At 66.3% G+C, this 20,623-nt stretch carries 18 protein-coding genes and 2 tRNA genes; all 20 read right to left on the reverse strand.

Going from position 1 to position 20,623, the window contains the following annotated elements:
• Window positions 1–101: 101 nt before the first annotated feature.
• Window positions 102–1,541, reverse strand: coding sequence for an efflux transporter outer membrane subunit (locus BLV15_RS15830; protein ID WP_090230293.1), 1,440 nt, complete (start codon window positions 1,539–1,541; stop codon window positions 102–104).
• The gene (locus BLV15_RS15835; protein WP_090230296.1) at window positions 1,538–2,428 is read right to left on the reverse strand and encodes an efflux RND transporter periplasmic adaptor subunit; all 891 of its coding nucleotides are present in this window, start codon (window positions 2,426–2,428) and stop codon (window positions 1,538–1,540) included. The genes BLV15_RS15830 and BLV15_RS15835 overlap by 4 nt, the downstream gene beginning before the upstream one ends.
• Window positions 2,425–2,634, reverse strand: coding sequence for a DUF1656 domain-containing protein (locus BLV15_RS15840; protein ID WP_090230298.1), 210 nt, complete (start codon window positions 2,632–2,634; stop codon window positions 2,425–2,427). Before BLV15_RS15840 ends, BLV15_RS15835 begins: the two co-directional genes overlap by 4 nt.
• Window positions 2,631–4,718: an FUSC family protein gene (locus BLV15_RS15845; protein WP_090230301.1), complete on the reverse strand. Its 2,088-nt coding sequence runs from the start codon at window positions 4,716–4,718 to the stop codon at window positions 2,631–2,633. The genes BLV15_RS15840 and BLV15_RS15845 overlap by 4 nt, the downstream gene beginning before the upstream one ends.
• Complete coding sequence (locus BLV15_RS15850; RefSeq protein ID WP_090230303.1) at window positions 4,715–5,164, reverse strand: MarR family winged helix-turn-helix transcriptional regulator; 450 nt, start codon at window positions 5,162–5,164, stop codon at window positions 4,715–4,717. The genes BLV15_RS15845 and BLV15_RS15850 overlap by 4 nt, the downstream gene beginning before the upstream one ends.
• Window positions 5,165–5,364: 200 nt before the next feature.
• Window positions 5,365–5,748: an ACT domain-containing protein gene (locus BLV15_RS15855; protein ID WP_090230306.1), complete on the reverse strand. Its 384-nt coding sequence runs from the start codon at window positions 5,746–5,748 to the stop codon at window positions 5,365–5,367.
• 281 nt (window positions 5,749–6,029) lie between these two features.
• Window positions 6,030–6,106 (reverse strand) — tRNA-Asp (locus BLV15_RS15860).
• Window positions 6,107–6,137: 31 nt separating this feature from the next.
• A tRNA-Val gene (locus tag BLV15_RS15865) sits at window positions 6,138–6,213 on the reverse strand.
• Between the two features lie 78 nt (window positions 6,214–6,291).
• A complete protein-coding gene (locus BLV15_RS15870; protein WP_090230309.1) occupies window positions 6,292–7,092 on the reverse strand; it encodes an SDR family oxidoreductase in 801 nt (266 codons plus the stop codon).
• Window positions 7,089–8,309: an O-succinylhomoserine sulfhydrylase gene (locus tag BLV15_RS15875; protein WP_090230312.1), complete on the reverse strand. Its 1,221-nt coding sequence runs from the start codon at window positions 8,307–8,309 to the stop codon at window positions 7,089–7,091. Before BLV15_RS15875 ends, BLV15_RS15870 begins: the two co-directional genes overlap by 4 nt.
• A 79-nt stretch (window positions 8,310–8,388) precedes the next feature.
• Entirely contained in the window at window positions 8,389–9,897 is a 1,509-nt protein-coding gene (gene purF, locus BLV15_RS15880; RefSeq protein ID WP_090230314.1) for an amidophosphoribosyltransferase, read from the reverse strand.
• 79 nt (window positions 9,898–9,976) lie between these two features.
• The gene (locus tag BLV15_RS15885; protein WP_090230412.1) at window positions 9,977–10,516 is read right to left on the reverse strand and encodes a CvpA family protein; all 540 of its coding nucleotides are present in this window, start codon (window positions 10,514–10,516) and stop codon (window positions 9,977–9,979) included.
• A 112-nt stretch (window positions 10,517–10,628) separates the two neighbouring features.
• Complete coding sequence (locus BLV15_RS15890; protein WP_090230317.1) at window positions 10,629–11,240, reverse strand: SPOR domain-containing protein; 612 nt, start codon at window positions 11,238–11,240, stop codon at window positions 10,629–10,631.
• Window positions 11,241–11,249: 9 nt separating this feature from the next.
• The gene (gene folC / locus BLV15_RS15895) at window positions 11,250–12,524 is read right to left on the reverse strand and encodes a bifunctional tetrahydrofolate synthase/dihydrofolate synthase (protein WP_090230320.1); all 1,275 of its coding nucleotides are present in this window, start codon (window positions 12,522–12,524) and stop codon (window positions 11,250–11,252) included.
• Window positions 12,521–13,423, reverse strand: a complete 903-nt coding sequence (gene accD / locus BLV15_RS15900; protein ID WP_090230323.1) for an acetyl-CoA carboxylase, carboxyltransferase subunit beta — start codon at window positions 13,421–13,423, stop codon at window positions 12,521–12,523. Before accD ends, folC begins: the two co-directional genes overlap by 4 nt.
• A gap of 280 nt (window positions 13,424–13,703) precedes the next feature.
• Entirely contained in the window at window positions 13,704–14,333 is a 630-nt protein-coding gene (locus tag BLV15_RS15905) for a phosphoribosylanthranilate isomerase (RefSeq protein WP_090230325.1), read from the reverse strand.
• A gap of 51 nt (window positions 14,334–14,384) precedes the next feature.
• Window positions 14,385–15,251: a tRNA pseudouridine(38-40) synthase TruA gene (truA, locus tag BLV15_RS15910; RefSeq protein ID WP_090230328.1), complete on the reverse strand. Its 867-nt coding sequence runs from the start codon at window positions 15,249–15,251 to the stop codon at window positions 14,385–14,387.
• A 3-nt stretch (window positions 15,252–15,254) separates the two neighbouring features.
• Entirely contained in the window at window positions 15,255–18,158 is a 2,904-nt protein-coding gene (locus tag BLV15_RS15915; protein ID WP_090230330.1) for a motility hub landmark protein FimV, read from the reverse strand.
• A gap of 153 nt (window positions 18,159–18,311) precedes the next feature.
• Window positions 18,312–19,319, reverse strand: a complete 1,008-nt coding sequence (locus BLV15_RS15920) for an aspartate-semialdehyde dehydrogenase (protein WP_090230333.1) — start codon at window positions 19,317–19,319, stop codon at window positions 18,312–18,314.
• A 135-nt stretch (window positions 19,320–19,454) separates the two neighbouring features.
• Window positions 19,455–20,567 carry an aspartate-semialdehyde dehydrogenase gene (gene asd / locus BLV15_RS15925; protein WP_090230336.1) on the reverse strand — a complete coding sequence of 371 codons (1,113 nt, stop codon included), beginning with the start codon at window positions 20,565–20,567 and terminating at the stop codon, window positions 19,455–19,457.
• Between the last annotated feature and the right edge of the window lie 56 nt (window positions 20,568–20,623).

Consider the following 20,623-nt stretch of genomic DNA (forward strand, 5'->3'; position numbering starts at 1 on the left):
TTTATCCTCCACCGACGATTTGCGGTGAAGTTACTGTAAGCCGCCGGTTAGGCCGCGACAGCCGACCTTAGTAGTAATCGCGACCATAGTCGTAGAACCGGTCACAGACGTGCCGCGCTAGCCTGCGGCGCCTGCCAGCCGCCGCCGAGGGCGAGGAACAGGTCGATGCGGCTCATCGCGACCTGCGATTCCGCCGCCGCCAGTTGGCCGCGCACGTCGGTGTAGGTGCGCGTCGCCTGCAGGTCGGCGAGGAAGGATTCGCGGCCGGCCTGGAAGAAGCGGTGCGTCTGCTCCGCCGCCTGCTGCGCCGAGCGCGCGGCGTCGGCCAGCGCGTCGCGCCGCTCCAGCGTCGCGCGGTACTGGGCCAGCCCGGTCTGCGCCTCGCGGATGGCGTTGAGCACCACGCCGTCGAAATGCGCCAGCGCCGCCTGGCTCGCCGCCTCCGCCTCGCGGATGCGTTCGCGCGCGCCGTTGGACGGCACCGTCCAGCTCAACAGCGGGCCAAAGCCCCAGCGGTTGGTCGACGGCTTGCCGAGGTTATCGATGATGCCCACCGTGCCGACGGTGGCACCGATGCTGATGTCCGGATACAACTCGCCGGTGGCGATGCCGATGCCCGCGGTGGACGCCGCCAGGCGCCGTTCGGCCTGACGGATGTCCGGGCGCCGCTTGAGCAGCGCGGCGCCGTCGCCGACCGGCATCACCTGACTGATCCGCGGCAGGTGTGCGCATTGCCCGACACCCGCGGGCAATTGCTCCAGCGGCCGCGCGAGCAGCATCGACAGGCGAAACAGCCCGGCCTGGCGCTGCGCCTCGAAACGCGGCAGCTCGGCGCGCAGCGATTTGAACTGGGTTTCGCTGCGCGTCACCTGGGTCTCGTCACCGCGACCGGCATCGCGAAGACGCTGCACCAGCGTCACGCCCTGCTGCTGCAGGTCGAGCGATTGCTCGGCGATGGCGCGCTCCTCGTTGGCCGCGCAGACCTGGGTGTAGGCGCGCACCACGTCGGCGACCAGGGTGATCCGCGCGGTATCGGCCGCGGCCTGGGTGGCGTCGGCATTGGCCCTGGCGGCCTCGATGCCGCGCTGCAGCACGCCGAACAGGTCGAACTGGTAGAACGCGCTGAGCGCGACGTTGCCGATGTTCGCCACCGGCACCTTGTCAGGCAGCAGGAAGGCCTCGCCGGATTCCTGGATGCGCTCGGCGGCGAGGTCCACGCCACCGCCGAAGCCACCGGCGGCGGCCGCCTCGTCGACCTGGGCGCGGGAGCGCGCGAGGTTGGCCGCGGCGACCCGCAGGTCGGCGTTGGAGGCCAGCGCCGCGGTCACCAGCTGGTCCAGACGCGGGTCCTGATACAGCTTCCACCAGTCCGCCGGCACCGGCGCCGACACCACCTCGGCGCCCGCGCCGGCCAGCTCGCCCTGCAGGTCCGGGCGATTCAGCGCGGCCTTCTCAGACAGGTGGTAATCCGGCCCGACGACCTGGCAGGCGGCGAGCAGCAGGGCGACGCCGGCGGCGCCTGCCCGGAGCAGCGCGTTCATTGCCGACCGCCCTCCCCGGCGCTGCCCTCGACGATCGACACCGTCGCGGTGCGTCCGGCGATCATGCGGAAATCCTCGGGCACCTCGTCGAAGTCGATACGCACCGGAATCCGCTGCGCCAGGCGTACCCAGCTGAACGCCGGGTTGACGTTGGGCAGCAGGTTGCTGCCGCTGCTGCGGTCGCGGTCCTCGATGCCGGCGGCGATGCTCTGCACGTGGCCGCGCAGGCGCGCGCCGTCGCCGACCACGCGGATGTCCACCGACTGGCCGACCTGGATGCCGGCCAGCTTGGTTTCTTCGAAATAGCCGTCGATGTGGAAGGATTCGCCATCCACCACCGAGAGCACCGGCCGCCCCGCGCTGACGAACTCCTGGGCGCGCGGTGCGCGGTCGTTGAGGTAGCCGTTCACCGGGCTGCGGATCACCGAGCGGTCCAGGTTCAGCTGCGCGCTGTCCACCGCCACTTGCGCCTCGGCCAGCGCGGACAACGCCCGCGCCTCGCGCGACTGGCTCTCTTCCAGTTGCTCGCGGGCGACCAGGTTGCCCAGCTGCTGGTTGCGCCGGGTTTCGCGGCGCGCCTGCTCGTAGGTTTCCTTGCGCTCGGCGACGGTCGCCTGCGCCTGGCGCAGCGCAAGCCCAAAGCGTTCCGGGTCGATGCGGAACAGCACCTGGCCACGCGTCACCACCTGGTTATCGCGCACGTCCACCTGGTGAATCAGCCCGGAAACGTCCGGGGCGATCTGGATCACGTCGGCGCGGATGTGGCCGTCGCGGGTCCAGGGCGCGAACATGTAGTACATCACCATGCGCCAGACGATCACCGCGGCGAAGGAGACAACGAGCAGGGTCAGGACCACGCGGCCCAAGGTCAACCAGGGTTTCTTCATGTCATCAGGTATCGACTGAGCCCGTCCACCGCGCCCAGTAGCAGCGCGTAGAGACCGACGTTGAACAAGGCCCGGTGCCAGACCAGGCGATAGAAATGGAGGCGCGTCAGCACGGCGTGCACCCCGAGGTAAAGCACATAGGTGATGCCCATCAGCACCAGCAGCGTGGGCAGAAACACCCCGCTGATATCCAGATCGCCGATCACAGGGGAGCTCCATCGATGCCATAGGGCGGCTGTTCTTCGACCTCGCCGCTGCCGGGCACCTCGACGCCGGGCAGCAGCGCCAGGCGCAAGCCGCTGAGCGCGTGCAGCACGTGCGGGCGCGCTTCGTTGATGGCGTCCAGCGACGAGGTCGACAGCGCGCGGCGGGCGCGGTCCATGGTCATCTGCAGACCCTTGGGCGCGGGCAGGCGTTCGCCGGCGTCCAGGCAGGCCTGGAAATGCGCGCCCACCTCCTCGACGATCTGCCGCAGCAGCGCCTGCGGGTAGGACGGCAGGCGCGGCAGGTACGCCAGCAGGTCGAGCAGGTTGAGCGCGATACGCAGGTCGCGCAGGGCGACACCGGTGTCCTGTCCGGTCTGCGCCAGGCGCGGCAACTGCTGCATCAGGCGATCGAGCATGCGCACCGCCATCACCCGGTGCTCATTGAGGTTGGCCGGCTCGCCCAGGCGGGCGATGTCGCGCCAGCCGGAATGGGTCATCCGCCGCGCCGCCAGCTCGACGCCGAACGGACGCATCACCAGCGTCCAGACGAAGGCGAACAGCAACCCCACAGGCCCGGCGAGGTTGGAATTGATGAAGCTCATGAAGTCGGCGTCGTAGGCGCCCTGGATGCTGATGAACGACGCGGTGTTGACGATGGTCAGCAGGGTTCCGAGGTAGAAGCGCGGCTGCACGGTGAGCGTGCCGACGCAGATGAACGGCACGGCGAACGCCAGCACCAGCATCGGGAAGTCGTGCAGGTTGGGCAGTACGAGGAACAGGTAGAGGCTGGCGAACAGCACCGACATAGCGGTCCAGAAGAAGAACCGGTAGATCTGCGGCGCCGGATCGTCCATCGCGGCGAAGAAGCTGCAGGCCACCGCGGCGAGGATCACCGCGCTGCCGCCGTCGCTCCAGCCGAGCAGGATCCACAGGAACGACGCCACGCTGATCGCGGCGATGGTCGAGCACACCGAGTAGAGCATCATGCCGCGGTCGAGGTAGGGCGTGAGGCGACCCAGCCGCCAGTGCCGGTACACCGCGCGCCACGGCGTCTGGCTCTCGGTCTGGATGGCGTGCTGCAGGCTGCGGCAGTCCTGCCACAGGTCGATCCACTCGCCGAGGCGATAGAGCGCGTTGGAAAACAGCAACTGGCGACGTTCGTCGAGCTGCTCCGAGCGGGGCTGCAGGCGCTCGAGACTGTCGCGCAGGGCCTGCCAGCGCTCGACCGGCGCGCCCTCGCGGGTGTCTCTGAGCCAGTCCCGCGTCTCGTCGAGCAACGGCGCCAGCCGCGCCACCAGCTCCGGCGAACGGCGCTCCAGCGCCCACCAGGCGTCGTCCAGCGCATCGACCACCGGCAGCAGGTGGATCATCCGCCCGCGCAGCTCCTTGGCATTGCGCACCGTCTGCGGCCGGGCTCCCTCATGGGGCAACTGGCCGATCATCGGCTCGAGGGTATTGAAGGTGGTGACCATCGAAGCCCGCAGCGCACCGACCTCATCCGGCTGCACGTCGCGCGCCAGAAAGCGGTCGCTGTAGGTGCTGGCATCGGCGAACCAGCGCCCCGCCGCGTCCACCAGCACGGGCGCCAGACGCCGCGGCCAGAACATGCTGCCGACCACCGCCGCGCAGACGATGCCGAGAAAGATCTCCTCGGTACGCGAAACGGCCACCTCGAAGACGGCTTCCGGGTTGTCCACCACCGGGAAGGCGATCAGCGGCAGGGTGTAGCCGGCGAGCATCAGCGCATAGCTGTTGGCGGTGCGCAGGTGCAGCGAGAGGAACAGCAGGACGCCGGTCCAGAGCGCGATGACGATGGCCAGCAGATAGGGCGTCTGCACCAGCAGCGGCACGAAGAACACCGCCGCGCTGGCGCCCAGAGCGGTACCGGCGGCGCGGTAGAGGGCCTTGGAACTGGTCGGCCCGACGAAGGGACTGGAGACGATGTACACGGTGGCCATGGCCCAGTACGGTCGGGGCATTTCCATGAGCAGCGCGATGTACAGCGCGATCATCGACGCGGCGAAGGTGCGCACGCCATAGAACCAGTCGCGCGCCGGCGGCACGCTGCTGAAGAACCCGGTCATGGCGCGCCCGAGCCCGGCACGCCCGCCGCCTCGAAGGCACGCAACACGCGCAGTGTCGCTTCGAGGTCGGCGGGAGCGACGTCCTGCAGTACCTCACGGCGCAGGCGGGTCAGTTCGGCTTCGATCGCCGACGCCAGCGCGCGCCCGCTCTCGGTGAGGCTGAGGGACTTGGCGCGACGGTCGGCGGCATCTTCGCTGCGACAGACGAATCCGGCGCTGCACAGCTGATCGAGCAGCCGCACCAGCGACGCCCCTTCCAGCCCGGCGGCATGGGCCACGGTGACCTGCCGCACGCCGTCGCCAAGCCGCGCGATCATCAGCAATGGCACCGCGCAGGCTTCGGAAATACCGTGGTTGACCAGCGCCGACTGGCAGATCCGCCGCCAGTGGCGGGTCGCCACCACCATGCCGCTGCTGATGCTGAGTCGAAGGGCGTCGAGATTCATAGGAATGAAATAGAATGCATAAACATAGTTCGCTAACTATCAATATGCGTGAAACCTGTCGGGCTCGTCAATTGTTCGCGACGAGCGACCTTGTCTACCTACGTCAGCGCCGTCTGGAGGAAGGTTCAACGAAGAACCGCGGATCGGTCGACATAGCCGCCCTGCCCTTTGCCGCATCGACGATGCCGCTCAAGTGCCGGTCACTCGAAGCCATGCCCCGCGTCGACCAGCAGGCGCCGGCCCCGGTCGAGGTCGGCGGCCTTGAGCATCAGGAAGTCGCCGTCGTACGTCGAAACGACGAAGATCCCCAGCCCCGCCTCCGACAAGGGACGCACCACCGACAGCACGATTCCGGTCTCGTCGAAGGCGAACGGCCCCACCAGTTGCAGGCAGGCCCAGCCGCCGTCCGAGGTCACGCCGGCCGGCACGCGATGCTGCGGACAGACGATGGACAACTCGTCCGCACTTCGGCTGATGGAGACGAAGCCCGGACCATCGGCCCACGCCGGAATAGACTCGAAACCGTCCAGTCGGGATACCGCATAGCGTTCGGGCAGCACGCGAAGGCGAACGGAGGCAGTCATTCGTGAATCCTGGAGGTAGGGATCGGCAAGTGGCGACGTGTGGAGAGCACAGCAAGGGAGGTGAACGACCAGCCGCCGACTCCATGCATCAGCCCGATGCAAGACGCCGACTGGTCGCCCGCGCGCATCATAAGCTACCGACGCGCTATTGACGTCAATTTCACATCTTTAACTGAAGCCGCAGAAACGCTTCCGCTCGCAAAGCGCAGCGGCGGTTTTTGCAGGCACAAAAAAAGCCGCTCAAGGCAGCTTCTTTTGTTTCTCCGGTGAGGGAGAAGATATGGCGCAGCGGACGGGACTCGAACCCGCGACCCCCGGCGTGACAGGCCGGTATTCTAACCGACTGAACTACCGCTGCGTGTCGGTTGGACTTTCGTCCGATTCTCACATGGTGGCTGATGACGGGATCGAACCGCCGACCCCCTGCGTGTGATGCAGGTGCTCTCCCAGCTGAGCTAATCAGCCTTCGCCTTGCGAGGTGGCGCAATTTACGCAGCGGCCGACGCTAAGTCAACACCCCGCTTGAACTTTTTCCGAAAACGCTCAGTCGGCGTAGATCATCTTTCGGGTCATGCCACCGTCCACGACGAACTCCTGGCCGGTGACGAAAGTGGCGTTCGGCGAGACCAGCCAGCTGACCAGCGAAGCGATGTCCTCCACCGTCCCTACCCTTCCTGCCGGATGCTGGTCGTGGTCGCTTTCGGACAGCGGATCGGCGCGCCGATCGCGTGGGTCGCGGGCGTCGATCCAGCCGGGGCTGACCGCGTTCACGCGGATATCCGGCCCCAGGCTGACCGCCAGCGCACGGGTCAATGCCAGCAGCCCACCCTTGCTCGCCGAATAGGCTTCGCTATGGGCTTCGGATTGATGCGCGCGGGTGGAGGTCAGGTTTACGATCGAACCGCCATGGGCGCGCAGGTAGGGCGCGCAATGCTTGGCCAGCAGCATAGGCCCGGTGAGATTGACCGCCAGGACGCGGTTCCACTCGCCCATGGGAAGGCTTTCCAGCGGCGAGTTATAGGGATCGGCGTGTCCGGCGTTGTTGATCAGCGCATCGAGGCGGCCGAACTGGCCAAGCACTTCGGCCACCGCGGTGGCGACCTGTTTCTCGTCGCTGACGTCCATCCGGATGAACCAGGCGCTTTCACCCAGCGCCCTGGCGACGCGCGAACCCCGTTCGCGCTCGACGTCGGCGAGCACCACCTGCCAACCCTCGGCGATCAGCCAGGCGGCGATCCCCAGGCCGATACCGCGCGCGCCACCGGTGACCAGCGCGACCTTGCCGTTCGCTCCTGCGGCGGAACGGGGCGCCCACTCCAGGGCGTCCCGCTCGCCCGCCGTCATACCGTGCGCAGGGCAGCGAGACCCAGAGCCAGGTCCGCCTTGATGTCGTCGATGTCCTCGAGGCCCACGGCGACACGGATCAGGTTGTCATGAATCCCGGCGCGTTCGCGATCCTGTTGCGACAGGCGACCGTGCGAGGTGGTCGCCGGATGGGCGATGGTGGTCTTGGTATCGCCCAGGTTGGTGGTGATGGAGATCATCCGTGTGGCATCGATGACCGCCCAGGCGCCCGCCTTGCCGCCGGCAACCTCGAAGCTCACCACCGCGCCGAACGCCTTCTGCTGCCGCTTGGCCAGCTCATGCTGCGGATGGCTGGCCAGGCCGGAGTAGTAGACGCGCTCTACGCCCGGCTGGCCTTCCAGCCACTGCGCCAGCTCCAGCGCCGACTCGCTGTGCGCGCGCATGCGCACGCGCAGGGTTTCCAGGCCCTTGAGGAACACCCAGGCATTGAACGGACTCAGCGTGGGACCGGCGGTACGCAGGAACCCCACCACTTCGGCCATCTGCGCCGCGCGACCGGCGACCACGCCGCCGAGGCAGCGACCCTGGCCGTCGATGTACTTGGTCGCGGAGTGGATGACGATGTCCGCACCGAGCTTCAGCGGCTGCTGCAGCGCGGGCGTGCAAAAGCAGTTGTCCACCGCCAGTAGCGCGCCGTGGGCGTGGGTGATTTCGGCCAGCGCGGCGATATCGACCAGTTCGGCGAGCGGGTTCGAAGGGGATTCGACGAAGGCCAGCCTGGTGTTCGGCTTGAACGCCGCGCGCCAGCCGTCGAGATCGGCCAGTGGCGGGTAGTCGACCTGCACGCCGAAACGCTTCAGGTACTTCTCGAACAGGCTGATGGTCGAGCCGAAGACGCTGCGCGAGACCAGCACATGATCGCCGGAACTGCACAGGCTCATGACCATGGCCAGGATCGCGGACATCCCCGAGGCGGTGGCGACCGCCTGTTCGGCGCCTTCGAGCGCGGCGATGCGCTCCTCGAACATGCGCACGGTGGGGTTGGTGTAGCGCGAATAGACGTTGCCCGGCACCTCGCCGCCAAAGCGCGCGGCGGCATCGGCAGCAGTGCGGAACACGTAGCTGGAGGTGAAGAACAGCGGCTCACCGTGCTCGCCTTCTGGCGTGCGCTGCTGGCCGGCACGCACCGCCAGGGTATCGAAACCTACGCCGCCCAGGTCGCTGTCGAGCCGACCGGCATCCCATTCCTGGGTCATATCGCTACCTCACGAAAAGTAGGACTGCAGGGTGCGCCGTGCGCGCCCTCGAAACGGACAGGGTCGCCCCTGCCCGCCATCAGTTGTTGTACAGGTCGATGATCGCGCTGACCGCCTGAGATTTGACCTTGCTCGCGTCGTTGCGCGCCTGCTCGATGCGGTTCAGGTAGGCCTCGTCGATGTCACCGGTGACGTACTTGCCATCGAACACCGCGCAGTCGAAGTTGGCGATCTTGATCTTCTTGCTGCCGCTGACCGCTTCGATCAGGTCCGGCAGATCCTGGTAGATCAGCCAGTCGGCGCCGATCAGCTCGCAGACTTCTTCGGTGGTACGGCCGTGAGCGATCAGCTCATGGGCGCTTGGCATGTCGATGCCGTAGACGTTCGGGTAACGCACCGCCGGTGCTGCCGAGCAGAAGTAGACGCTCTTCGCACCGGCTTCGCGGGCCATCTGGATGATCTGCTTGCAGGTGGTGCCACGCACGATGGAGTCGTCCACCAGCATCACGTTCTTGCCGCGAAACTCCAGCTCGATCGCGTTGAGCTTCTGCCGTACGGATTTCTTGCGCGCCGCCTGGCCGGGCATGATGAAGGTCCGCCCGATGTAGCGATTCTTGACGAAGCCCTCGCGAAACTTCACACCCAGGCGGTTGGCCAACTCCAGCGCGGCGGTGCGGCTGGTATCGGGAATCGGGATGACCACGTCGATGTCGTGCTGCGGACGCTCGCGGAGGATCTTGTCGGCCAGCTTCTCGCCCATGCGCAGGCGCGCCTTGTAGACCGAGATGCCGTCCATGATCGAGTCCGGACGCGCCAGGTAGACGTGCTCGAAGATGCACGGAGCGTATTTCGGATTCGTCGCGCACTGCCGGGTGAACAGCTTGCCGTCCTCGGTGATGTACACCGCCTCGCCCGGCGCCAGATCGCGGATCAGGGTGAAGCCGAGCACGTCCAGCGAGACGCTCTCGGAGGCGATCATGTATTCCACGCCCTCGTCGGTGTGGCGCTGGCCGAACACGATCGGACGAATGCCGTTGGGGTCGCGGAACCCGACGATGCCGTAGCCGGTGATCATCGCCACCACGGCGTAACCGCCCAGGCAACGCTCGTGCACGTGGGTGACGGCGGCGAACACGTCTTCCTCGGTCGGCTGCAGCTTGCCGCGCTGGGCCAGTTCGTGGGCGAACACGTTGAGCAGCACTTCCGAGTCGGAATTGGTATTCACGTGGCGCAGGTCGGATTCGTAGATTTCCTTGGCCAACTGCTCGACGTTGGTCAGGTTGCCGTTGTGTGCCAGGGTGATGCCGTACGGCGAGTTGACGTAGAACGGCTGTGCCTCGGCCGAGCTGGAGCTGCCGGCGGTCGGGTAGCGCACGTGGCCGATGCCCATGTGGCCGACCAGGCGCTGCATGTGGCGTTGCTGGAAGACGTCACGCACCAGGCCGTTGTCCTTGCGCAGGAACAGGCGACCGTCGTGGCTGGTGACGATCCCGGCAGCATCCTGGCCGCGGTGCTGGAGGACGGTCAGGCCGTCATACAGCGCCTGATTGACGTTCGACTTACCGACGATACCGACGATGCCACACATGTGACGCAACCTCACTGGTTCAGGCTAAAGACAGGTTTGCGAAGGCCGGCATGTTCGCACGACAACCGCATGACCTCTTTTACTTGGGCATCAGCCCACTGGCGTTCAATCCCTGGGAAACGGCGCTGTCGATCATCCAATGACCGGCAAGATTCAGAATCAGGTTCTTCGACCAATCGGCGACCATCAGGAAATGCGGCAACAGCACCGACTGTTGCCACCAGACGTCCTCCTGGACCGGCGCCAGGCTCAGCAGCCCCACAAGGACCACCACCAGCAGCGCACCGCGCGCCGCGCCGAAGACCATGCCGAGAAAACGGTCGGTACCGGAAAGGCCGGTGACCCGGATCAGCTCGCCGATCAGGAAATTGATCAACGCACCGACCAGCAGTGTCACCACGAAAAGAATGATGCAGGCGGCGATCACGCGCGCCGACGGGGTTTCGATGAAGCGGTCCAGGTACACCGACAGTGCACCGCCGAACATCCAGGCGACCACGCCGGCAACGATCCAGGTGAGCAGCGACAGGGCTTCCTTGACGAAGCCGCGCTTCAAACTGATCAGACTGGAAACGGCGATAACGGCGACTATCGCCCAATCGACCCAGGTGAATGCCACGATGCTGCCTGCCAACACGGTGCTGCCTGCGAACGGGAAAGGCGCGGAATTTTAGCAGAGCCGACCCGCTCCGGTAAGCGAAGCTTTCTATCGCCTCGCCTGGCTGCGCCTATCAGGGTTTGAAGCGCACCACGAAACCGTTGAGCTTCTGCTGCTTGTTGAGCTGATCGCGCAGACGGTCGGCCTCCGCCCGCTCGATCACCGGACCGACGAATACCCGGTTCATGTTCTCGGCGTTGCGGATGTAGGCGTTGTAGCCCTGATTGCGCAGGGTCGCCTGCAGCGTTTCGGCGCTGGCGCGATTGGACAGGCTGGCCAGTTGGACCGACCAGCTGATGGGGAGATTATTGGCATCCAGACGACTATCCGCCGGTTTGCTCGCCGGTGCCGGCGCGGGAACAGTTGCCGAGGGGGCAGCCGGAGCAGCCGGCGCGGTCGGCGCCGGAACGCTGGCGGCAGACGTAGCAGGCAAAGCGGCAATCGGCGTCTGAGGCGGATCGGCCGGCACCGGCTCGTCCGGCAGAGGCTGGGGCTCGGGCACCGCGACCGACTCGACCTCGATGGTCGGCGCCGCCGGGGTCGCCGGCATGCTCGGCGCGTCCACCACGACGCGACGCAGTTCGTCGTCGCGGGAGAGCAGCATCGGCACGAAGATCACCGCCAGCGCGACCAGCACCAGCGCGCCGACCATACGTTGCTTGAGCCCTTTGTCCAGCACAGCCATTCCCCGCTCCTAGTACCGGGCCAACCATTCCAGGGCCTCGGCCACACAATAAAAAGAACCGAATACCACGATTTCGTCGCCCGTCGACGCCCGCTCGCACTGAGCCTCGATGGCGCGGCCGATGTCGCCTGCGTCGCTCGCCTCGGCCCCGACCTCCTGCAACGCGGCCAGCAATTCGGCGGCCGGCCGAGAGCGCGGCGTCGGTAGCGCAGCGACCGACCAGCTGGAGATCTGTGGCAACAGCGGCTGCAGCACGCCCGCAAGGTCCTTGTCGGCCAGCAGACCGAACACCGCCAGACGTTGCCCGCCGATCGGCGTCGATGCCAGACGGCGTGCCAGGTACTCGGCGGCATGGGGATTATGCCCAACATCGAGCAACAGTGTCAGGGACTTGCCTCGCCAGTGAATCGCCCGCCGGTCCAACCGCCCGGTAACGCGGGTTCGCGCCAGCGCCTCGAAGAGCACCGGAGGATGCCAGTCGAGCCCCAGTAGCGCGAAGGCCTGCAGGGCGAGCGCTGCGTTTTCCATCGGCAGGTCTAGCAGCGGGAGGTCGTGCAGCTCCAGCACCTGGCCGGCGCCATCGCGGCCCTGCCAGTGCCAGCCCTGCTCGCCGATCGCCAGATCGTAATCGCGTCCCCGCAAGTACAGGGGCGCCTCCAGCTCGGCGGCCTTGTCCAGCAACGGCGCCGGGGGATCGAGGTCGCCGCACAGCGCGGGCTTGCCGGCGCGCAGGATGCCGGCCTTCTCGAAGGCGACCGACTCGCGGCTGTCGCCCAGCCAGTCGGCGTGATCGAGGCCGATGCTGGTGACCAGCGCCAGATCGGCATCGATTAGGTTCACCGCATCCAGCCGCCCGCCGAGGCCGACTTCGAGCACCACGGCGTCGAGCCCGGCCCGCCCAAACAACCAGAAGGCCGCCAGTGTGCCCATCTCGAAATAGGTCAGGGAAATCTCGCCACGCGCGGCCTCTACCGCGGTGAAGGCTTCGCACAGTTGCGCATCGCTGGCCTCGACGCCATTCAGCCAGACGCGCTCGTTGTAACGCAGCAGGTGCGGCGAGCTATAAACGCCGACGCGCAGCCCCTGCGCCCGCATCAGCTCGGCGAGAAACGCGCACGTAGAGCCCTTGCCATTGGTGCCGGTGACGGTGATCACCCGCGGCGCGGGTCTGCCCAGCCCGAGGCGCCGGGCCGCTTCCCGCGAGCGTTCCAGGCCCATTTCGATGGCCGTGGGGTGCAGTTGCTCGAGGTAAGCGAGCCAGTCGTCGAGGCTGCGCTCGATCATGCCTCGGCGGGAGCCTGGACCGGCGCCACGGAGTGCACGGGGCTGGGAAGCCCCATGAGCTGGGCGAGCAGGCGCGCCAGACGCGGGCGCAGTTCGGCACGGTGGATGATCATGTCGATGGCGCCGTGATCGAGAAGGAACTCGCTACGCTGGAAGCCTTCCGGCAGTTTCTCGCGCACCGTCTGTTCGATCACGCGCGGGCCGGCGAAGCCGATCAGCGCCTTGGGTTCGGCCACGATCACGTCGCCGAGCATGGCCAGACTGGCCGACACCCCGCCATACACCGGGTCGGTCAGCACGGAAATGAACGGCAGGCCTTCTTCGCGCAGACGCGCCAGCACCGCCGAGGTCTTGGCCATCTGCATCAGCGAGATCAGTGCTTCCTGCATGCGCGCGCCGCCGGACGCGGAGAAGCACAGCATCGGGCAGCGCTGCTCGAGGGCGACGTTGGCCGCGCGCACGAATCGCTCACCCACCACGGCACCCATCGAGCCGCCCATGAAGGAGAACTCGAAAGCCACCGCAACCACCGGAATGTCCTGCAGCGTGCCGCGCATGGCAATCAGCGCGTCCTTCTCGCCGGTGTCCTTCTGCGCAGCGGTCAGACGGTCCTTGTACTTCTTGCTGTCACGAAACTTGAGGCGATCCACCGGCTCCAGCTCTGCGCCGATCTCTTCGCGACCCTCCGGATCGAGGAAGATGTTCAGCCGCGCACGCGCATCGATGCGCATGTGGTGGTTGCACTTGGGGCAGACGTCGAGGGTCTTTTCCAGCTCCGGCTTGTACAGCACCGCCTCGCAGGACGGGCACTTGTGCCAGAGCCCTTCGGGCACGGAACTCTTCTTCACCTCGGACCGCATGATCGAAGGGATCAGTTTGTCTACCAGCCAGTTGCTCATGCTGTCGTTCTCCAAAGCTTCGGGCCCGCGCGCCACGAGGGCGCTTGCCGGGCGGATTCAAAGTCGCGACCGCGAGCGGCGCATTCGGCGTGCCAGGCACCCACGGGGCCGGGCTGATCCGCGCCGCCACTCGAACGAGCAGGCACACGGATCGAAAAACAGTTCGTCGACAGGCGCCGTAGAGCGCCCGCAGCGCTTCGCGCCTGCGTCGACGACGCGTCAGTGCTAGTGGACGGCTGACGAGGGAAGGCCGTCACATGAACAGCGTCCACGCGCAGCATCACGCCGCCGAGCCGCCTTTGACGGCATCGATGAACGCACGAATCTTCTGCGCATCCTTGATGCCCTTGCTGGCCTCCACTCCGCCACTGACGTCCACGGCATACGGACGAACCTGCCGAACGGCATCGGCGACGTTATCGGGCGTGAGCCCACCGGCGAGGATCAGCGGCTTGGACAGTTCCCGGGGAATCAGCGACCAGTCGAAGGATTCGCCGGTACCACCGGGAACACCGGCGACATAGGTGTCGAGCAGAATGCCGCTGGCCTTCGGGTAGCGGGCGGCCAGCGCGGCGATGTCATCGCCCGGCTTGACCCGCAGCGCCTTGATGAACGGCCGGTGATAGCCGTCGCAGGCATCCGCGCTTTCATCGCCATGGAACTGCAGAAGATCGAGCGGCACGGCGTCGAGGATCTCTCCCAGTTCGCAGCGACTGGCATCGACGAATAGACCGACGGTGGTTACGAAGGGCGGCAAGGCCGCGATGATCGCCCGCGCCTGCTGAACGGAAACCGCACGTGGGCTGCGCCGGTAGAACACCAGGCCGATCGCATCGGCACCGGCGTCAACCGCGGCGAGAGCGTCTTCGATGCGGGTAATACCGCAGATTTTGCTGCGAACGGCTGGCAAGTTGCGAGGACCTCGGGGATCTGATAGCCCCGAATGGTAGCAAATGCGCTTCTAGGCGTCAGCCATCACGTCCGGCAGGCCGGAGAGGAAATGCGGGCCCAGGTAGCGTTGGGGGAGCTCGAACTCGGCCGGATACTCGACCTGCACCAGGTACAGACCGAACGGATGCGCCGTCACGCCGCCGGTGCGTCGTACACGGGTTTCCAGCACTTCCCTAGCCCATTCCAGCGGACGCTCTCCGGCGCCGATGGTCATCAGCACACCGGCGATGTTGCGCACCATGTGATGAAGGAACGCGTTGGCACGGATGTCCAGAACGATGAAGCGACCGTGTTCGATCAGCTCGAGGTGATGGATGGTCTTTATCGGCGACTTGGCCTGGCACTGACGCGCGCGAAAGGCGCTGAAATCATGCGTGCCAACCAGACTGCGCGCGGCTTCGCGCATGCGCGCGATGTCCAGCGGGCGGTGATTCCAGGTCACCTCCTCAGCCATGTGCGCCGGACGAATCTGATCGTTGTAGATGACATAGCGATAGCGCCGCGCCATGGCCGAGAACCGCGCATCGAACGCGCGCGGCATGAACTTGGCCCAGGTCACGCTGATGTCCGGGGGGAGATTCAGGTTGGCGCCCATGATCCAGGAATGCAGCGAACGCTCCACCGAGGTATCGAAGTGCACCACCTGGCCGCTGGCATGTACCAGGGCATCGGTACGCCCCGCGCAGCTCAGGGTAACGGGTGCCCCACCGGCGACCTTGGACAGGGCCTTTTCGAGGGACTCCTGAATCGACGGAACGCCGGCGCGCTGACGCTGGAAGCCGCGGTAGCGGGTTCCGCGGTACTCAACGCCCAGGGCGACTCTGAAAAAGCCAGCGGCAGCCACTGGGGCTGCCGCTTCGGGTACTGCATCGGTCATATGTCAAACCAGTCGGGAAATCATCTCGCGCGCTTCCTGCTGCTGGGCAGAGTCGCCTTCGGCGAGCACTTCGTCGAGGATGTCGCGGGCGCCTTCGCTGTCGCCCATGTCGATGTAAGCACGCGCCAGGTCCAGCTTGGTCGCGGTTTCGTCGGTACCGGAGAGGAAGTCGAAATCGTCTTCGTCGCTCGGCCCGGCCAGGGTATCGGCTGTCATCGGCGCATCGGCGAACGGGTCATCGAACGGCTCATCGACAACTGGCTCGGGAACGACCGGCGGCTGAGCCTCGTCATTCATCTGATCGAGCTGCGCCGCAACGCGGTCGAGCTGCGCGGCGAAGTCGTCCTTCACCGGCTCATCGTCGTCCAGCGACAGATCGAAATCGGCCAGCGGCGCGTCGACCGAGCTGCGCGGATCGACGACCGGCTCTTGCGGCAACTCGAAGCTCGGCTCGTCGAGGGTGCCCGTCTCAGAAGTTACAACAGGCTCGTCTTCGAGGTTGAAGAGGAAGTCATCATCAGCGGACAGCGGCTTTTCATCGGCTTCCTGAGCGTCCAGATCCAGGTTGAAGTCGGCAAGCTCGTCGGTCAGGTCGGGGCTGGAAGCGCCCTCGTCCTTGTCCAGATCCAGATCCAGATCCAGATCGAAATCCAGATCCGGCTCGGCCGCTGGCGAGGACGTCGACGCAAATTGCAGGTCGTCATCCAGCGACAGATCGCCCAGGTCGTCTGCCGGCTCGGTCTTCGCAGCCGGGGACGTGTCGGTATCGAAGTCCAGATCGAGGTCGTCGAGATCGAAGGCATCGTCATCCAGGGCCGCACTGGGTGCAGGCTCCTGAATCGCCAGATCATCCAGATTGAACTCGTCACGCTCGTCATCGCGGGAGGCCGCGGCCGCGGCGCTAGCCAGGGCGGCGGCGGCCAGCGCACTCATGGCCGGGTAGCGGAGCTTCAGCGAGTCGATATCGGAACTGCTGCCGCCCATTTCTCGCAGTTCGTTTTCCTGGCGAACGAAGCCTTCCCGATCACCCAGCTCCGCATACACCTCCATCAGCTTGAGACGCAGGTCGGCACGTTGCGGCTCGTCATTGATGGCGCCCTGGAGCAACTCCGCCGCCTGGTTGAAACGGCCGTAGGCGATGTAGATGTCCGCCTCGCCCAGCGGATCGCCGGTCTGCGGCGTGACACGTTCACTGACAGGGGTCGAAAGCTCGACCTGCGGATCGTCGTCGAGGGCGTCGAAACTGCCGGCGCCCAGCCCCATGTCGCTGTCGAACTTGTTGGCGGCGTCATCGCCACCGATGATCACGTTGTTCTGCTGGACCGTTTCCTTGGCGGCATTGCGCCGCGACAGGATCAGCAGGGCGATAAGCAACAGCAGCAAGGCCCCGCCGCCCAGCAGGGCGAGCATGGTCGGATTGGCCAGCAGCGAGCCGAGGATACCTTCGTCGGGCTCGTCGGCCGCGGGCAGCGGTTGAGCAGGCGCAGGTTCCGGAGTTGGCTCGACCGGCGCGGGAGCCTGTTCGGCCTGAGGCTCCACGGGCGCGGCAGGTTCGGCGGGAGCAGCTTCCGGCGCAGTGGCCGGAGCGCCCGCAGCGTTCTCGGTGGCATCCGGTTCCCCGGCGGCTGCAGAAGGCTGGGCGCCAGCAGGCTGGTTTTCGGTGGGTGCTGCGGGCGCTGGTGTCGGCACAGCCGGGGCTGGCGAGGCGGTCGCGGGTGCAGCAGGCGTTGCCGGAGCCTGACCCTGCTCGGCCACGCTGGCCTGGAGTTTGGCCAACTGGCTGTCCTTGAGCTGGATCAGCCGCTGCAGCTTGTCCAATTGGCTCTGCAGGTCGTCGACCCGACTCTTCAGCTCGGCGCTTTCGCGACGTGACGAGTCGAGGCTCTCCTGCGTGACCGCAAGCTTGTCCACCAGCGCCTTGCTGTTACCGCCACCGGTGCCACCGGCATCGCTGCCGCTGGTGGCGCTGCCGGCTTCCGGAGCCACGAGGCGGAGGTTGTCGCTACGTTCGCTCTGCGCGGGCGCGGCGCCCGCTTCGGCGCGGCGTGTGGCATCCAGTTGCCGGGCGCCAGGTGCCGCGCGGCGACCCGAGCGCCAGGCGGCGTTCTGCGCAGCGACCTGGGCCAGCGCTTCGCTCTGCGAGCGGCTGCGGATCTGCTCGTCGGTGGGCAGGCGCAGTACCTGCCCGCTCTTCATGCGGTTGATGTTGCCGTCGAGAAAGGCATCCGGGTTGAGGTCCTGGATCGCCAGCATCGCCTGGTGGACGGTGCCGCCGCTGCGGACCTGCTGGGCGACTTCCCAGAGGGTGTCGCGGGAAGTGGTGCGGTATTCGCTGCTGGCAACGCGTGGAGCGGATGCCGCCGGAGCCGAAGGCCGTGGCGCGGTCGCGGGCGCTGCGCTCGGGGCCGGAGCGGGAGCCGGGCGCGGCGCGGTGGCTACCGGCGGACGCGTGGCCGGCCTGGCGACCGGCAGTTGCGGCGCCACGGCGGCCGCGGTTTCCGGGGAATACAGCGGCGGGTCGAGCAGCAGGGTGTACTCGCGCAGCAGACGACCGCTCGGCCAGAGCACTTCCACCATGAAGTTGAGGTAAGGCTCGCGCACCGGTTTGGAAGAGGTCACGCGGATGACGTTCTTGCCGTTGGCATTCAGGGCCGGGGTGAACTTGAGGTCGGTGAGGAAGAACTGGCGATCGACGCCGGCCTTGGCGAAATCTTCGGGAGAGGCCAGTTTCGGGCGGACTTCGTCGGTTTCGAGCCCCTTGACGTCGAGGAGCTCGATCTCCGCCTGCAACGGTTGGTTCAACGCGGATTTCAGGGTGACTTCGCCCAAGCCCAGCGCATACGTCATCCCTGAGGTGAGCGACGTAGCGGCTGCGATTGCCAGCACCAGTTTGCGAACCCGAACCATAGTGTTTTCCCTTGTTTTCGCCTTCCCCCGAAAACCCGGGGAGAAACTAGATACTCGCTGCCCGCTCCATCCTGGGATGGTCCCCGTCAGCGATCAGCCAAGCACGTAGCAACAAACCTAGAATAGTTCTTCAAACTCAAAGGTAAGTATCTTTTACGGATAGTGTTTTATCAACAACTCAGCCAGTTGCAGCACATTCAGCGCGGCGCCTTTTCGTACATTATCAGAAGCAATCCACAAATTGAGTTCATGGGGATCGTCCAGCCCGCCACGCACGCGCCCTACGTACACCACGTCCTGACCGACCGCATCCCCGGTGGCCGTCGGATAATCGTCCTCCAGCAACTCTACACCCGGCGCAGTGCCCAGTATTTGACGCACCGCGGCCATGTCCAGCGGCTCTTCGGCGATGATCGATACGCTGAGGCTGTCGCCGAAGAACACCGGCGCCTGGATGAAAGTCGAGGACACCGCCAGGCGCGGCAGGTCGAGGAGCTGCTTGAGCTCGCCAGCCAGACGCTTCTCCAGCGAGCCATGGCCGTGGGCATCGCATGCCTCCACCTGAGCCAGCAGGTTGAAGGCGATCTGCCGATCGAACAGACGCGGCTCCAGCGGGCGCAGGTTGAGCAGTTCCGTGGTCTGCCTGGCCAGCTCGCTGACGCCCTCGCGGCCGCGGCTCGACACCGCCAGGCAGGCGCTGACCGTGACCCGCTGCAATTCGACCAGTTGCCGCAACGGCGCCAGCACCACCGACAGCGCGATAGCTACCGGCGACGGGCTGCTCAGTTGCACGGGCAGGTTCAGCGCCTCGATCGCCAGCCCATTGGCCTCGGGCACCGCGCTCGGCGCGCGTTGCGCATCCAGCGCGCCGGTCACGTCGAGCAGCGAGCACCCCGCCGCTTCCGCCCGCGGCGCGTAGGAGCGGGTCAGCGCCTCGCCTGCGACGAAGAACACCAGGCTGACCTGGGAGAAATCGAAGTCGGCGACATCGCGCACGCGCAGGTTCTTGCCGCGAAACGGCAGCGATTCGCCGGCGCTTTCAGGGTCGCCAAGAAGGAACAGGTTGCCGACCGGGAAGTCGCGCTCGCCGAACAGTTCGACCAGGGTCTTGCCGACCTCGTCGCTGGCGCCGACTACGGCGATGTCGATGGTTTGGCTCATGACGGAAGCGGCCTCTTGCGAATGGAGAGGCACTTTATAGAGGAAAACCGGAGGGGGAAAGCACACGGCCCGCCGCCGTTCGCGGCGGGCGCGCGTGCCGGGAGCGGAGAGATCCGCTCCCGGAGGGCATCGCCATCAGCGTTCGAGGAGAATCCGCAGCATGCGCCGCAACGGCTCCGCCGCACCCCACAGCAACTGGTCGCCCACGGTGAAGGCGCCCAGGTAATGCGAGCCCATGTTCAGCTTGCGCAGGCGACCCACCGGAACGCTGAGGGTGCCGGTGACGGCGGTCGGCGTCAGCTCGCGCATGCTGATCTCGCGCTGGTTCGGCACCAGCTTGACCCACGGGTTGTGCTGGCTGATCAGCCCTTCGATATCGGACAGCGGCACGTCCTTGTTCAGCTTGATGGTCAGCGCCTGGCTGTGGCAACGCATGGCACCGATGCGCACGCAGATGCCGTCCACCGGGATCGGGTTCTTGAACCGCCCGAGAATCTTGTTGGTCTCGGCCTGACCCTTCCACTCTTCACGGCTCTGGCCGTTGGGCAGTTCCTTGTCGATCCACGGGATCAGGCTGCCGGCCAGCGGCACGCCGAAGTTTTCCGTCGGGAAGGCTTCGCTGCGCTGCATCTCGGCGACCTTGCGGTCGATGTCGAGGATAGCGCTGGCCGGGTTGGCCAGCTCGTCGGCCACGGAGGCTTCGATGGCGCCCATCTGTTTGATCAGCTCGCGCATGTTCTGCGCGCCTGCGCCGGAAGCCGCCTGGTAGGTCATGGCGCTCATCCACTCGACCAGGCCGGCCTCGAACAGGCCGCCGAGGCCCATCAGCATCAGGCTGACGGTGCAGTTGCCGCCGATGTAGTTCTTCACACCGCCGTCGAGCTTCTGGTCGATCACCTTGCGGTTGACCGGGTCGAGCACGATCACCGCGTCGTCGTCCATGCGCAGGCTGGAGGCGGCATCGATCCAGTAGCCCTGCCAGCCGGCTTCGCGCAGTTTGGGGAAGACTTCGCTGGTGTAGTCGCCGCCCTGGCAGGTGAGGATCACGTCCAGACCCTTGAGCTCGTCGATGCTGTAGGCGTCCTTCAGCGGAGCGACTTCCTTGCCCACGTCAGGGCCCTGGCCACCGACGTTGGAGGTGGTGAAGAACACCGGTTCGATCAGGTCGAAATCCCGCTCTTCCAGCATCCGCTGCATGAGCACGGAACCGACCATGCCGCGCCATCCGATCAAACCTACACGTTTCATCGCAACCGTACCTTTATTGTCGAAATCGCCCGCCGAACCGCGGCGGGCCGAAGAGA

This window comes from Pseudomonas kuykendallii (assembly GCF_900106975.1).
In the GTDB taxonomy this organism is placed as follows: Bacteria; Pseudomonadota; Gammaproteobacteria; order Pseudomonadales; family Pseudomonadaceae; genus Pseudomonas_O; species Pseudomonas_O kuykendallii.

Bases quoted from the DNA above. Each gene is read 5' to 3' on its own strand.
- BLV15_RS15855 (WP_090230306.1), bottom strand. From the start codon at position 5,748: ATGACTGCCTCCGTTCGCCTTCGCGTGCTGCCCGAACGCTATGCGGTA.
- purF (WP_090230314.1), bottom strand. From the start codon at position 9,897: ATGTGTGGCATCGTCGGTATCGTCGGTAAGTCGAACGTCAATCAGGCG.
- BLV15_RS15850 (WP_090230303.1), bottom strand. From the start codon at position 5,164: ATGAATCTCGACGCCCTTCGACTCAGCATCAGCAGCGGCATGGTGGTG.
- BLV15_RS15875 (WP_090230312.1), bottom strand. From the start codon at position 8,309: ATGACCCAGGAATGGGATGCCGGTCGGCTCGACAGCGACCTGGGCGGC.
- BLV15_RS15835 (WP_090230296.1), bottom strand. From the start codon at position 2,428: ATGAAGAAACCCTGGTTGACCTTGGGCCGCGTGGTCCTGACCCTGCTC.
- BLV15_RS15870 (WP_090230309.1), bottom strand. From the start codon at position 7,092: ATGACGGCGGGCGAGCGGGACGCCCTGGAGTGGGCGCCCCGTTCCGCC.
- BLV15_RS15915 (WP_090230330.1), bottom strand. From the start codon at position 18,158: ATGGTTCGGGTTCGCAAACTGGTGCTGGCAATCGCAGCCGCTACGTCG.
- asd (WP_090230336.1), bottom strand. From the start codon at position 20,567: ATGAAACGTGTAGGTTTGATCGGATGGCGCGGCATGGTCGGTTCCGTG.
- accD (WP_090230323.1), bottom strand. From the start codon at position 13,423: ATGAGCAACTGGCTGGTAGACAAACTGATCCCTTCGATCATGCGGTCC.
- BLV15_RS15890 (WP_090230317.1), bottom strand. From the start codon at position 11,240: ATGGCTGTGCTGGACAAAGGGCTCAAGCAACGTATGGTCGGCGCGCTG.
- truA (WP_090230328.1), bottom strand. From the start codon at position 15,251: ATGACCGATGCAGTACCCGAAGCGGCAGCCCCAGTGGCTGCCGCTGGC.
- BLV15_RS15830 (WP_090230293.1), bottom strand. From the start codon at position 1,541: ATGAACGCGCTGCTCCGGGCAGGCGCCGCCGGCGTCGCCCTGCTGCTC.
- BLV15_RS15845 (WP_090230301.1), bottom strand. From the start codon at position 4,718: ATGACCGGGTTCTTCAGCAGCGTGCCGCCGGCGCGCGACTGGTTCTAT.
- folC (WP_090230320.1), bottom strand. From the start codon at position 12,524: ATGATCGAGCGCAGCCTCGACGACTGGCTCGCTTACCTCGAGCAACTG.
- BLV15_RS15920 (WP_090230333.1), bottom strand. From the start codon at position 19,319: ATGAGCCAAACCATCGACATCGCCGTAGTCGGCGCCAGCGACGAGGTC.